The sequence below is a fragment of the Serratia sp. CC22-02 genome (assembly GCF_900182895.1).
Taxonomy (GTDB): domain Bacteria; phylum Pseudomonadota; class Gammaproteobacteria; order Enterobacterales; family Enterobacteriaceae; genus Serratia; species Serratia nevei.
In genome coordinates, this window is sequence record NZ_FXUD01000011.1 from 1 (window position 1) to 14,696 (window position 14,696).

Here is a 14,696-nt window from a genome sequence, read left to right on the forward strand (position 1 = left end):
CCCTGCCGTATTCGTTGCGAGCGGCGTTTCCAGCGTTCGCGTCAGTCGACCTATCCGGGCCGAGACTGAGTTTTGGGCAAACATATGGTGCTCGAAAGTCAGTGTCGAACTGGTTGGAGCGGTATGCCCCTGATGAGATCAGATCATTGGCTGAGAAGCACAAGGAGCGTAGCCAATTGGTTTGGGAGATCATCAATGAAATGGCGGATGCCGCAGAGAATCACCAACGGGCCGTCGTCGGCCTTTGTGACCGTGCGCGAGCGTTAGCGCAGGAGATGATCAGCGAATCTGTCATTACAGAGAGAGAAGCTAACGAGTGGGTGCGGGGGATAAAAATCAACAAAAAGGCTATCAGCACGATTGATGGCAAGCATGGGGAAGGGGCATTTCTAAATGCGTTGAGTGAGGTCTATCGTTTATGCCGAGGAGGGATCTCAACCTTAAAGGAAATTAAGTACCTGGAGCGAACCAGAGCGGCTGCCTGCGTGAATGATGGCTCTTTAGTTCTTGGCGCCAGCGCCGATTTAGGCGTTTTATGGCACGAGTTGGGCCATCACTTTGAGTATAGCCACCCTGATCGCCTGGCAAAGGCAAAGGCGTTTATGTCTACAGGTGGGGACGCCGGCCTTATGGATCTCGGCGGGAAGGAGATTGCCGCTAATTTAAACTTCAGCGATCCGTATATTGGCCGTCTTTATGCTTCAAGAACTATCGACGGCACACGTTCAACAGAAATATTCTCTATGGCCTTCCAATGCCTTCATGAGCCTCGGTATGCAGGCAATTCGATACTGAATGGAGACGCAATGCTGGACTTTGTGCTGGGGCTTATCAAGGGGGAGCACAATGCTTAACGTGAATATCAGTTTTGATAGTCGGGCCGGTGTAATTCAATTCGAAAGTGACAGCATCTTGGCGCCAGCGCATTTTGAGGTGCTTGGTGCAATCAGTAGAACCGAGCTGGTGGACGAAGTGCAATTTGCTCACCTTAACCCAGTTATGGGGTACGTTCGGACAACGGACGGGGCAACTCCATATGAACTATTGAGCACCTTAAATGCTATCGGCTTTGGAATGACTATGGATGACGAGACTAAAAGGCAGTATGAGGAGGAAATTGCGCGGGAGCTAGAACGTGCAGATGAGCTAGTGGAGTATTGAGGCGATATTCAGAGCGTGCGGCCCCTGGATGGGCCGCAATTCTCTTCCTGGTGACGAAGCTAGAAGTTTTTTTGCAAGACCACCAGGAGGCTTGTGTGCCGATATGAGGTATTTTTGATTAGATCGGTAGCTTTCCAGCATTTTCCAGAGCGCGCGATCAGCATATCCGGTCGAGTTAACTTACCGTCGACAGTCTTCTTGAAGCCTTTGGAGAGCCAGTAATTGCGTGATTTATTGATTTCCACTGTGTCAGCGACGGTCATTCCGTTGGTTCCTCTGAGGTTGTTCTTTCCCTTAAAAACTCAACAGCCATTGCTACTGAGTCTCCTTATACCCGGCATTTTTACTGATCTTGAGCACAACAGAGAGGAGGTACTTTTGAACCTCCATCACTTCAAAGGCCTGGCGCAGCAAAGGGCCGTGGGCTTCACTCGTTTTCGATATCTCGAAAATGCGTGCAGATACGCTCTTCATCGATAATGCAAAATCTAATTATCTATTAGATATTCGTAACAATACTATAATTAAGGGCGGAGAGAGGCAAGGGAATTGGAGGTTTTTGTTACGGGACAGGCTATATGTTAATCATATAATGTATTAATAAGGAGGCGCGACCCCCCTCAATGCAGCTTACTTAGTAAGTGTCCCGCCAAAACGGACATAGGCGTTCAGCAGAGTATCGAGTGCATGCATTCGTTGGCCCTTATAGTTTGCTCCAGGGAATGAGGCCCAGATAGCCCGGCATTTGTGAATTGCGTCTGAGATCCGGCCAGCATCAATATCCGCTAAAGCCCCCCGTTCCTTGATTTGCTGTAGTGCAACGGCATCCTGGCTTGCCGGTGAAAAGTCCATTAAGCCTAGTTGCAACTTGTATGGTTTCCACCAGCGGTACAGCAGCTGGTAACGACCCGAGGCTGACGAGCGTTCGCCTGCTTTGTTAAACACCTTCGCTGGCCGGCCATTTGCAAAGGGATGCTCGCTATAATCGGTGAACACTTCTGATTTTAAATCTAACCCGGTAACAATTACATCATAGCCATCGTTTTTCGTGAGAACATGGGTGCTTGTGCCTTCGGAAAACGCGATCACGCTGAAGAAAGCGCGTCGATTATTATTCATTACTATCTCCCATTCGATTGTTGGCAACGTGCCGGCACGAATCCTAATGGAAGTGTGTTTTTATACAGTTGTTATACCGACACTGGTTTCTCGCGAAACAGCGATCGGATGTTTTTCAGATGGTTGCCGATTTTTTCGACGTCTTTAAGTGCCCCTGCTTTCGAGCGCTCAAGCTCCATATCGAAGCGTCGCCCTTCAGCAACGAGCCTTGCATGGTTGTATTGTGATTGTGGGTTCTGTTTTGTTCGTACCTTGCCCTGCAAGTACATAGAACGTTGGCGTCGGGCATACGCTGCTCTTGCCAGAACGGATTCTTCTGCTTGGCGTCTAAAATGGGTGGAAGCAAGCTCGGCGCTAATGGTAGCTCGCCTTTCTGCCCCCGTAATCGAAAGAGGTTTTCCCGTTAGAACAATTCTATCGTTTGGGCCGGAGGCGCGAACAAGGTTTTGATCTTCTTTTTTTCCCAAGGGTTGTACTTCTTTTTGTAGGTCATTTTGTCCCTTGGGACTGGCGCCAGTTTGTCCTATGGGGGATGGATGAGAAGGGGTATTAATATCCTTAAATTTCGATATCTTATGAGTAAGCCCACGTAACGGTGACAAGGCTAGTTCAACAAGATTTAGTAAATCACTATGGGCAATTTTACGAATGTTTTTGATACGCCCTTCACCAAGGTGCACGGTGAAGAAGTTGCGGACGGCTGAGATAAATTCATGGGTGAAGGTGTAGAGGTTTGGCTGGTGGCCCTTGATGCTATCGCAGACAGCTGTACGAGTCATTATACCGCTGGCCTCTATTGCTCGCATGTATCGTTGGACGGTTCGAGTCGATACGCCGGCCTTTTCAGCCATAGTGCTCTTGCTATAGAAGAGACGATAAGCGTCAGACGCTGCGGCGACATTGCAGACCTTTGATAGGAAATCACAGGCAGCACGAGGAAGCAGCGCCGTGTTTAGGTGGCGTATAAAAAACTCCAGCGCCAAGCCGGTCACATTTTCGCCACGAACGAAGGGATTCCGCGCCATTGCTGGTTTTTTTGCATCTTCCTGAGTGTTTTTTAGGCGTGCGGAGTTGCTACCAGCGATCTGCTGGGATAAAATTACATCCGGTGTCATTGCTTAGTTGCCTTGATTACCTGTTTCTTTAACCGCCAGGACAAAGAAATAGTTAGCTGGTAAGTTCGTCAAAACCTATCAGCCTGATTTAGAAAAAGGACGTCAGTTTGATGCTGGCGTTTTTTTTCGCCTGTTAAAAACACAGGTATCGTTTCCGCCATGCTGAAAAAGATCGCTCAAACGATCCTTTTTCGATCCGTGGTTTGGATGATAAGAGGTGATCGCCGTAAAACACAAACCCTTAATTAGTTTTACGCAATCTTTTGACCGGTTATTGTCCTTTTGCTGTATGAAAACACAGGGGGGCATGAGAAACCCCTGATCGAGTGATCAGGGATCTAGTGCTTAGAGGAAGGATTTAAAGCCGTTTGGCAAAATCGGCGGTACTTCGCCAATTTTAGATGTTGCTGTTGGGGCGGACTCCCGTTGAATGCTGGCGCCGATAGGCAGAGAGTTCAGATTTCCTGTGGCAATGGACTCAAACATAGAACTCACGATTTCAAGGTCATCATCTGAGTCTAAGCGAACGAGCGCCTTCTTTTGAGCCTCATTCAGGAAAACGGGCAATGATCTCACCGCTGTTTCTAACATGGCCGCACGTTGCTTACGTAAACGCTCTGCTTCATCCAATACAACGCCATTTTGTTGGATTATCCCCTCCAGCTCCATCATTCGACCTTGCATGATTAGCAAGTCGTTTTGTAAATCAACGCTTCGTTGTGCCGATTCGACCATCAGCTCGTGCGACTGCATGTGGCTGAAGTGTGCCAAGATATCCCTTGCGCCTTGTTCCGAGTAACCTGACTTGATCAACTCCTCTAGGCGCCAGGCGTGCAGGTCAGACACACTTTCCATCATTGCTGCTTTTCGATTGAGGCTTATGTAGTTTGGCGTCGTCACATAGTCAAAGCCGTGGAAGCTTGTGACGCGAGAAATTGCACTGTCAGTGCCTCCTGTTGCCCAGCTCCATCCGCCTGCCATTGATCGCTCCATGCCGTTAACAATATGGCCTGGTTCAGTGTCTAGAATTTCCTGGGTATGCTCCACAACACCGTCATCATCGATGCTGATCGCCAGTGTTCGGTTGGATGGAATGTTCTTCAGCATGACCGGTTTGCCGTCAATGGTCACATAGCAGACTTCTGGCAGGTCTAGGTTACCTGTTTCTTTGTGGTATAAGGCCCGGTTAGTATGACTGTAATAACCATACATCTCACCAAGACGAATTCGTTCTTGGACTTCAGGCGAGCTAATGGTCGCTCGGACAGCGCTCATTAGATAGTTGCGGCCATTGTGTGCAGTGTGTTTTCGAATGTTATCGACAAGGGAAAATCGGTCAGTAACAGTTCGCAGTGCTTGAGTGGGCATGGTTTCCCCCTTGGTTATGAGTGGTGAAGTTCGTGGGGAAAAACGTTATCCGAAGTGAGTTAAGAGTGAGCTTTCTCTTTTAACTAATAGTTAATTAGATTAGCACAAACAAACGGTAAATATTTGGATGCTCTGAGGGATGAGATGACTGGAAAGCCTGAAATTATTGAAACACGACCGGCCGGCGATGACCACCAGGTAGTGAGTTTAAAAGGGGCCGGAAAATCCTGCCGGCGCAAGCCATGTCCTAAGTGTCCTTGGAGAACGGACGCGGTAGGTGAATTTCCGGCTGAGGCATTTAAGCATTCTGCCCGTACCAGTTATGACCAATCCACCCATGTTTTTGCGTGCCATGATAGTGGGGTAGAAAACAGTGCTAAGTGTGCTGGCTTCTTGCTGCGTGGTGCAGAGCATAATATCGCGGTGCGAATGGCGTACATCCGAGGTGAAATCCCGGAAGTTGAAGATGGCGGATTAGAACTGTTTGATAGCTATAGGGAAATGGCTATCGCCAATGGTGTTGATAGTGATGATCCTGCTTTGGAAGAGTGCAGGCCTTAAGTATGGTATGTATGAATAACGTTTTCATACTTCATAAGTATGAAAAATGGTATTGAGAAGGGCAAGTCTAGCCGTACAACCGACTTTTGGTTTATTATGCATCCATCTAAAACAAAAAAAACGTAAAGATGCCTGTTTACCTCTCACAGCAATTCCTTGAGTTTCCTCATGGGGACATTCTTTGTCATCGCTTTGATTTTTCGATACAAGGAAATCAATTTTTAGTTTTATTTTCAACGATTGATGTTGATGATGCTGTCTATCATGATTTCCGTAGTGAAGAAGTGGGATTTAAACTGCCCACAAACAGCTATGACGTGAAGTTTGATCGTGTCGAAAACTTCGATAGCGGTGATTTCTACAAACCACCATCGAAGGAGCAGTGTGGCAATGGCCGTGCGTTTGTAAATGACTTAGCGGATGCACTGGAAACAATCATTGCTTTGCACTGTAATACTTACAAAGCTAAAGCTTACTTTGCAGTTGCTGAAAGCCAAAAGTTGAAACGGTTCTACGACAGGATTTTACAAACAGATTTAGATCACATACTATGTGAAGCAACCACCGATCTTGGTGAAGAGGGGAAAGGTTATGCATTCAAAACGCGATATTTCTAATCTGAAACAAATGACTGCGGCAGAACGCAAGCTTGAAGCTATGCGCCAGCTTAAGGCATCCTTTGATCAGGCTACGCGTTCTGGCACTGTACGTACTCGTGCAGCAGTCTCTGAAGGCTAATTCATTTTTTCCTAAAAACCCGCTACGGCGGGTTTTTTTGTGGCTAAATTTTGACGTTAGGCCGCTTTCACGGCCATCAAAGCTACACTATGACGCCATCACGCCTTTAAAAATACTCAGCAAATCCTCTCGTGAAAGATCCTCCATGCCGACATTGTTCCAGCCGGCACTCTCCATCATGCTGTCATCCGGCTTTGCAGTGGATAGCTCTCGATAAACTTTCGCAATAGTGTCATCGTTCATCTGAAGCATCTCAGAAAACAGCATGTTCATAAGTGCTGGCGAACCTGCCAGGCGCGCATTGTTTTGAACCGCGTCCAGAATGCTAACAACAACTGACACATAGTTAGCTCGACTTTCTTGCTCGCGATTCGCTTCTGCCTGGAGAGCGGTGTTAACAGAGTTGAATTCAACACGGAATGGGCGATTGTTGTGCTGATAGACTTTCCCGTATTTGTAGGCGCAATGGATATCAACTGTGCGGTAGATGAAGGCAACCGCCGCCTGGCGAATCCAGTAGCTCCTCTGGGCTGATTGGATTGCTGTCTGTTGCCAACCTCCATCCCCAAGACCGCCGGCCATCTGATCTGCCCAACCTAGCATGGTGGCATCAACGCCAACCGTCGAACACAATTGCCGCAGGTGGAACATGACATCTTCAATCCCAGTGATGTCAGCAGGAATGAACTGTGTGTCGATCGTGATACCGCCTTTGCCGTCCCCCATGACGGGAACTATATGGTTGTATACGGTCGGCATTACGTTACTGTTACGCGAGGCCCGCATAATCTCTTCTGAACTTCGCTTCAGAGACTGCCCGACGTTGCGTGCGTGCGCGGCCGCGTTAACGGGATCAAGCTGGTTTGTAGCGAGAGCAATAAGTCGGTCTATTTTCGCCGCGTTGTTCCTGGTTGCTTTAAGCGCGCGTAGGGCGTCGCATAAGTTAACGAAAGATTCATAGCTGTACTCGAGGAACGAAGTACCATAGTTCTGAGTTTCTATCAGTGGTCGCTGGGCTGGGTCGCTGAGCAGGGAATACCCCACTGTTCCGGTGTTCATAGGTCGGTTATTAATGTCAGGCGTCCAGTATGGTACTTTCATCGCAACCATTTCCCACGGCTTAGCTAGCACCCTCTGATTTGATACCGGGTCTATAAAATAATCCCCTGAGAAACCAGCCAGCGCCCCGCCGCGTTCATACTCTGTAGTGAAGTGAGGCAACGTGTAATAGCTGGATTCTAAGCTTGTGATCCCTTTGCTTTCCTTCGCATACGGCCGGATATAACTGACACCGTAAATCGCCATATTTAGCGCCCAGGATGGAAGGCCTGAGTTAAGCATGTCGCCTAGATCGTTCATGATCTCATTGCAGCGGCCGGAGGTTTCTTTATCAGCTGTATCAACAGGCGCCAAGTTGAAGCACATTCCGCTTTTCTTGTCCTGGGCCAACGCATGGGATACGTGGATATTTAGTGCCGCAGATAATGTCGGGGAACGAGCCATCTGGTCAAAAATGGTATAGCGGGACAGGCGATCGGCGGGAAGAATTGAACCAGCCGGCACGGTATCGCCGGCCGAAGAAAGCCCCGTGTTTCGATCATCAATAACTGTTGGGAGGAGTGAGCGCGAAACAATATTACGGCCACCGCTGCTGGCTAGCACATTGGTTATATTATCCCCGGCATCATAACCCCCCATCAGTCGGCGCAGTAGATTAACGGGGTTCATCTTTGAAGGCTTCTTCACGGATAAAAACTCACAAGGTTTAGGGTCAGTGGCGCCACCCTAACCTATGTGAGTTTTTGGAGAGCCAGTTTGAGCACAGAAAACAATCGCGGCGAAATTATCCCCGCGATACAGCCTGTTACCACCATTAGACAGATTGTCCGCATTATTCGCGCGTTGGGTTTGCGCCGTAAGCCCGTTGTATTTGGTGTTGAGAAACGCCAGGGCGTTAGTATTGGCCGCGAACGCAAAGAAGCAAATGAAGCGGCACTGGCACTTTTAAACAGCCTTGAGGAGGGCGCCGAGCTAACCGACGAACAGCGGAAAACACTAGCCGGCTATACAGGTGAAGGCGGAATCGGAGGCAGTGAGTATGAATATTACACTCCTCAGCCGGTAGCTGAAGGTATTTGGGACTTGTTGGCCGCGTATGGCGTCGCTGGTGGCATTGGACTTGAGCCGTCCGCCGGCACTGGAGTATTTCAAGAAACGAAGCCTGCCGGCGTGATTATGCAGTCCGCCGAGATTAGTGACACATCAGGTCGAATTAATCGCCTACTTCATCCTGAAGATAACGTGAATATTGGAGCGTTTGAGTCCTTAGCAAGCAGTACGCCTGATCATTCGTTCGACCACTGTGTGGGCAATGTGCCGTTCGGTCAGAGCCGAGGAAAATTTGCCGAACTTGATACGGTCTACAAAGATGAATCACTAGCCGGCTATTTTGTGTTACGGCCGATCGATAAGGTGCGCTATGGCGGACTGATCTGCCTAATTGTGCCGAACGGCCTTACGCATAACGCATCTGAAGCGAAGCTCAGAGAAAAGGTGTCTCGGAAAGCAGAGTTTTTAGGGGCGCATCGTCTGCCCTCTGGCACATTCGAAAACAGTGGTACGGCTACGGTTGTCGACGTGTGGGTGCTACGCAAGCATTCGCAGGAAATGACCGAGCGCATCATGCAGGAGAAAGACAGCGTCCTGCACGACACCAACGTGCTTTGGGATACGTTCATCAAGGGGAAATGGTTTGATCTTGATGGACGGCGGTACATCCACGGAGAAATGTCGAAGGTTGGCAAGGATAAGTTTTCTCGCCTGGTGGTTAAAGCTGACGGGATGGTTGACGGTACGGCCATTAAAATCGCGCTGGCGAAGAAATTTGAAAGCCGCATAGATTGGGAACTTCTTGCGCTCAAAGAACCTATCACAGCTACAGTGGCGGAGGGGGATAAACGGCTATTCTCCGGTGTTTGGTACGAGTTTGTCGGTGGTCAATGGCTGGTGGACGATTCGGCCAACGATGGCAAGATCGACCACCAGAAATTTGGTGGAGAGAGTTATCGCGACCTGGTTACACGGCTTAAAGATGCCGATGGGCTGTTGTCACTTAAGCAGGCGCAGTTGGAAGCCGTTTGGAAAAACTTCCCTGATGCGATCCCTTTGGAGTATCACACCGTCATTGCTTTTGCCATGCGACAAAAACAAGCCCTGCGGGAACGTGTATTGCGCGGGTCACTGATTGGCGCCCGTATAAAGACGTTGCAAGAAAAAATGGCTACCGGCTGGCAGTCTGAGGCGCTTGACCGTGAACTGGCCGATGTGCAACGCCTGGTGGAAAACGAAGTCACAGCCCACGGAAACCCGCACCAAGGGCGCTCTGCTAATGTTGCCGGGGATGGGGCGGCCGGCTGGCTTACCTTTAAGGCAAGCGTTTCTAAAGAAGGGGGGTTATCAGCACTACTTAGAGGCGATCTGGATACTGGCAATTTGAAGACCTACGATGCCACGGATCATGAACAGGTATTGCGCCATTTGTTCAACCAGATTGACCTTGATCCGGTCGAGTTGAGTTCCTTCCGCGACGCCTTCAGCGGTGATCTGCCTGCCAGTGACACGGCGCTGTTAAACCTGCTGGCAACAAAAGAGGGGATCGCTGTTCAACCTGATGGCACGATTATGCCGATGGATAGGGCCACCAGCGGTGATATAGGCTTGTTGAATAGCCATTTGCTTGGCGCATTGGACGGCACGCCAGATGGCGCGATTAAGGACAACTATCATCGCCAATTGGCCGAGATTAAGACGCGGCGGAAATGGACGAACGCGGATGATATAGATTTCTCTCTCAACAGCCGTTGGTTTGACCGGAGTGTGATCCAGGAGTTTCTGCACGAGCGCGGATATAGCGAGGTTAAGTATGTCAAATCGCTCGAAATCGAAAACGGGGATCTTGTCTCAGAAGATGGCTACTCAGGCAGTGATGGGGTGTTTACCGGCTATCGCTATAAATCCGTTCGAACGAAAAACAAGGAGACTGGAAAAGATGAGTGGGTCTATAAGCGAGTCCGTAACAGTGACGGTTTCCTAGACCAGTTCGAGAACTACCTCAATGGTGTGAAACCTCGAGGCGTTAATGCCGCGTTATATCTGGATCAAATCCGGGGACTGGAGGAAGACTTTAACCAGTGGATTCGCCGTCACGACTCCCTGCCGGCGCTGGTACAACAGTACAACGATTCATTTAATGCTTTTATACCATTCAGCCATAGCAAGGAATCGTTAAATCTAAGCGGCATTTCAGGCGATCGAATACCGTTTCGTTATCAAAACGCGGAGGTTCGCCGGCTCTCTGAAGATGGGCGTGGGATCACCGCATTTGGTACGGGCCTCGGAAAGTCAACGGTAGGATTGGCGCTGGAAGCGTACAACTATGAGAATGGCCGAAGTAAGCGAACCGCTTATGTCGTACCAAAAGCCGTGCTTGAGAACTGGTATCACGAAGCGCAGGAGTTCTACAGTAAAACGGCGCTCGAGAACATGCTGTTCGTTGGCCTGGATGAGATACGGGGGGGAGATGGAGGAATCCAGAAAGTACCTGTGCTCGATGACAATGGCGAGCCGGTAATTAACGAAAAAACAGGGCTTCAGGTATATCGGAATGCTGTAAAACTAGCGTCGGCGGCGACTGTAAAAGAGCGAATGAACATGATCCCCATGTCGAATTATCGTTCTGTGCTACTGACCAAAGAGCAGTTTGCGGCTATTCCACTCCGCCAGGAGACAGTTGATGAGCATGCGCGCGACGTCTTGTTCGCCGAGGCGCAAATGGGGCGAGTTGATCTGATCGGGGGCAAGCACCGCGACGCTGCAAAGCGTAATAAAATTTTGGCTCGTGCCAGCGATACCGGTACGGACAAAAAAGAGGATTTTCCGTACTACGAAGATATGCATTTTGACAGCATCATCGTTGATGAGGGGCATAACTACCGCAACAGTTATGCCGCTGGTCGAGAAGCCGCGCAACTTGCGTATTTGCCGACTGGTGCCGTCGCGAAAACTGCCCGCGACATGGCGCTTAAGACTGCCTACACCACAAGTAATAACAATGGACGTGGCCCGGTATTTTTGACGGCGACACCACTGGTCAACTCACCGATCGACGCATTCAATATGCTCTCGCATGTTGTGAGTAACGACGAATGGCGGCGTATGGGAATCCTGACGCCGGATGACTTCGTGAAAACATTCGGGCTGACTGAAGAAGTTACTGTTCAGAAGATCTCAGGTGAAATAGAACGTAAGCAGGGGCTTGTTGGCTTTAAAAATCTGGATGGATTGCGCGGCATTTTCCATCGTTGGACAACACTGAAAACAGCCAAAGATGTATCAGATACGGTAAAAATCCCGGAGCTGGATGAACGGAACATTCCTGTGCCGATGACCGCTAAACAAGCTGAGATATACGAAGAATTACGCCAGCGGGCCGATGCGCTTTCCAAAGGAGAGACACCGGACGAAGATGAGGAGAAGGACTCCATTTTCTCCATCATTCGCGATATGGATCGCGTGTGTATCGACCCCGACTTGTTTTACCGTCAAATGACGTTCCGCTTCCCAGCAGGGAAATCCGAAGCAGTGGCTGAGCTGGTGGGCCTGCTCCCTGAGTTTGTCGGCCGCAAGTTCGATGAAGACGATGACAGCAGTAAGTCTGTTCGGATTAAGGTAGAACCGAAAGTGACAACCACCAGCGACTACGTTCAGCTGATAGTGTCAGAGGCCGCTGAAAACGAAGTCCTAAAACGCCTGGGCAAAGTAGGTTTGTTGTTATCGGATGTAACGCACCCAGTACCGCCGAAATATAGCGCCCTGATAGAGAACCTGAAAGAAGGGGTAAAGACCGGGAAGCAGATCATCTTCACCGATGAGAAAACACAGCATGGAAAGCTAGCGCGGATTATAGCTGACGCCCTGGGCATAGAGCTAGGGACGATCGGAATCCTCAACGCGACAACCGTCTCTGAAGCTGGAAAAACAGGGAGGGCGCCGAAGGCTGTCGTAGAACCAAAAGAACCGAAAGAGGACGCGAGCCAGGAAAGGTTAGAGGCCTACTACCAAGCCAAAGAGGAATACGACGATTATATCGCCAAAAAAACCGAAATATCACTTGGCGGGTTGGAGCAGATTGCAGCGAACTATAACGAAGGCCGCACACCATTCCTGATCTGTAACAAAAAAGCCGAGGTAGGGATTAACCTGCATCGCGGCACTAGCGACGTTCACCACCTAACTTTGCCTTGGACGCCAGCAAGCATTGACCAGCGTAATGGTCGCGGTGCTCGTGTGGGTTCAAAAGCCAGTTCTGTTCGAGTCCATTACTATTGTGGCAAGGGTTCATTTGATGAGTTCCGCCTGGATACGCTCAAACGCAAAAAGGACTGGATCACCGAAATACTCACATCAGACAAGGCTCGAATGGTTAATGCGGATGCAAATAGCCAGGAAGAAATGCGACTCCTGCTTGCCGCTAATCCAGAAGAGCATGCCAGGATGATTGCTGAAGCTCGAGCTAAAGCAGAGACTATCGCAAGAGAGAAGGCTCGCCAGCGGGCTGAGGCCAACTTGGCCGAATTCCTCAAGATGAGTCATGCTGAAAAAGAAAGTCCGGCAGAGATCGCTTCACAACTTTCCGGCGCACGTTCACGTCAGGCCGAGGCTGAACGCAAACTCGCAGCGGCACGAGAAGATGTGCAAAAGGGAATGACATCTCAGTATGCTGAGGTGGAGCGACATGCGCGAGATTGGGTGAATACCACTCAGAATGCCTTACAGAAGGCGACTCGTGAAGTCACTCGCCTAGAACGCATTACCTCCCGAATGCAGAAAGCGGCCGACCGAATCAAACAGCTGTCACCAGAAATAGAGCGCGCGATTAAGGCTGGCTTGCTTAACGTTGATGCCGATATTCTGACACATGGTGATCGCTACGTTCAGATGGCGTCAGGGCGGATGATTAAGCGCGGCGGTATCTATCGTTTAAAGCCTGGTGGCCGTAGCTATATTCGCCTTAGAGCAATTGATATCGACACCGGAACCGGCATCGCCGATGTTATTTTCTTTGAAGATAACAGTGGAGGCTCGTTGGAGGTCGGCAAGACCGTTGTGCTGGCAGAACTGGGGGAAGACAGTGACGTACCCGAAGCCGAGGTAACGCTGCGTGCTTGGGCTGCGCCAGGGCGCTACACGCACTCGGTTGAAGAACAGATGACGAAGGGCGATTTTGTCCAGTACCTTGCTAAGGGGTGGTTGGTACTAAGTGATTCTAGTGTGGTTTACCGTAATGATGAGGGACAACTAGATACCTACGATCTTCGCGTGACGCGCTCTTATAGCCCTAACCCGGTAATTATGAGCGATGGTAAGCAATGGCTAAGCCAAAATGCATCCAGAGTTGTTTACCCGGATACTCAGGATGACACACTCAAGACCGCAATGGCTAAGTGGTGTCGCTCGGATCGAAATGTGCGAAGTATCGAACCGTTCCTCATTGGGCTATTTGGCAGAGAGTGGCGCAGTGAAGTTCAAAAATACGGAGAGGTTGCAAGCCCAGCGAGGATTAATGAGGTTGTAGCCGCATATGTCACGCGCGCGCTCGAAAAAGTCGATTCTAAAAATAGACGATTTGACGGTAGCCGGCTCTCTCAGTACAGCGAATATCTACTGACTGGGAAATACGATGCCATACCGTATATACACAATGTAATTCCGCCATTCAACGCCACTTACATCCCTAGTGAGTACCGTAACACCGCGGACTTCCAGCATGAGCTTTCTGCTGTGATTAAGCAAAAAATTTCAGAGCACCACGACAACGTAGTTCAGCAGGCGAAACGTGTCGCTCACGAAACATGGTTGAGATACGGTGATAATCTGTCACTGCCGGTCAGTGTCGTTTTTGAGAAGGCATCCGAGTTTAGACCTACGGCACTCTTGCTATCCCCTATGTATAAATCATCCAGCCTCGGAACCATCAACTACGAAGCCTACAACTTGGATGAGTTTTATGCCCACGCTGTCATTATGGGCCTGATCGACAAGGCGAGTATCACCGAAGCCGCGTTTTATGACAGTGTGATGATCAGAGACACCACGAGTAAGATTGATTCAGCGTTTGGAGCCGCTAACAGCGACAATGCTGAGTTCTTGGCTGGCCTCAAGTTACGCGCTGGCCTGATCACAGAAGACGAAGCGAAAATGGAGGCTGACCGTGTGGCTGCCGAGAAGGCGGAACGTGAAAAGGCTTCAGAGGCTCTAGCGGCAGCTTCCAGCAGGATGGACAATATCACTGTGCGCAAGAACACCCAGCCGTTAGCCGGCGGGAAAGGGGCTAATCGTTTCAACTTCCCTCCAGATAGCGCGTATGGCCTTCAGGACTCAGATGGGATTGGGGGGGCGCTGTACCAGGCCAAAGATAAACTAAAGGCTGACTTTGGCGCTAAATATCTGAATGGTAAAAAAGCCGGAATGGAGTTCATGGGTAGCTGGTGGATTATCCCTGCCACATATGAACTAAATGACGTTATGGCTGTGATTGCTGAATATCGCTAACTACTGGAGCCGCCCCCGCCGGGG

The 14,696-nt window shown here is 49.7% G+C and carries 9 protein-coding genes; 5 read left to right on the forward strand and 4 right to left on the reverse strand.

Features of this window, described 5'->3' with window-relative positions:
* Window positions 1–854: hypothetical protein (locus QOL81_RS23745; RefSeq protein WP_283440044.1), on the forward strand; the 854-nt coding region annotated here is incomplete at its 5' end.
* A complete protein-coding gene (locus tag QOL81_RS23750) occupies window positions 847–1,161 on the forward strand; it encodes a hypothetical protein (RefSeq protein ID WP_283440045.1) in 315 nt (104 codons plus the stop codon). The genes QOL81_RS23745 and QOL81_RS23750, both read left to right, overlap by 8 nt.
* 630 nt (window positions 1,162–1,791) lie before the next feature.
* Here QOL81_RS23750 and QOL81_RS23755 read toward each other — a convergent pair.
* The 3 genes from QOL81_RS23755 to QOL81_RS23765 form a co-directional block, all read right to left on the reverse strand.
* Entirely contained in the window at window positions 1,792–2,280 is a 489-nt protein-coding gene (locus tag QOL81_RS23755) for a glycoside hydrolase family 24 protein (RefSeq protein ID WP_283440046.1), read from the reverse strand.
* A 71-nt stretch (window positions 2,281–2,351) separates the two neighbouring features.
* Window positions 2,352–3,395, reverse strand: a complete 1,044-nt coding sequence (locus QOL81_RS23760) for a helix-turn-helix domain-containing protein (protein ID WP_283440047.1) — start codon at window positions 3,393–3,395, stop codon at window positions 2,352–2,354.
* Between the two features lie 345 nt (window positions 3,396–3,740).
* The gene (locus QOL81_RS23765; protein WP_283440048.1) at window positions 3,741–4,763 is read right to left on the reverse strand and encodes a head processing protein; all 1,023 of its coding nucleotides are present in this window, start codon (window positions 4,761–4,763) and stop codon (window positions 3,741–3,743) included.
* Window positions 4,764–4,907: 144 nt separating this feature from the next.
* Here QOL81_RS23765 and QOL81_RS23770 point away from each other — a divergent pair, with 144 nt between their 5' ends.
* Together QOL81_RS23770 and QOL81_RS23775 are read left to right on the forward strand one after the other, a co-directional pair.
* Entirely contained in the window at window positions 4,908–5,324 is a 417-nt protein-coding gene (locus QOL81_RS23770) for a DUF6283 family protein (RefSeq protein ID WP_283440049.1), read from the forward strand.
* 128 nt (window positions 5,325–5,452) lie between these two features.
* Window positions 5,453–5,941, forward strand: a complete 489-nt coding sequence (locus tag QOL81_RS23775; RefSeq protein ID WP_283440050.1) for a hypothetical protein — start codon at window positions 5,453–5,455, stop codon at window positions 5,939–5,941.
* Window positions 5,942–6,149: 208 nt separating this feature from the next.
* Here the strand turns inward: QOL81_RS23775 and QOL81_RS23780 are convergent, their stop codons facing one another.
* Window positions 6,150–7,790, reverse strand: coding sequence for a phage portal protein (locus QOL81_RS23780; protein ID WP_283440051.1), 1,641 nt, complete (start codon window positions 7,788–7,790; stop codon window positions 6,150–6,152).
* An 87-nt stretch (window positions 7,791–7,877) separates the two neighbouring features.
* Between QOL81_RS23780 and QOL81_RS23785 the strand changes: the two genes are divergently transcribed.
* Entirely contained in the window at window positions 7,878–14,672 is a 6,795-nt protein-coding gene (locus tag QOL81_RS23785; RefSeq protein ID WP_283440052.1) for a helicase-related protein, read from the forward strand.
* The last annotated feature ends 24 nt before the right edge of the window (window positions 14,673–14,696 follow it).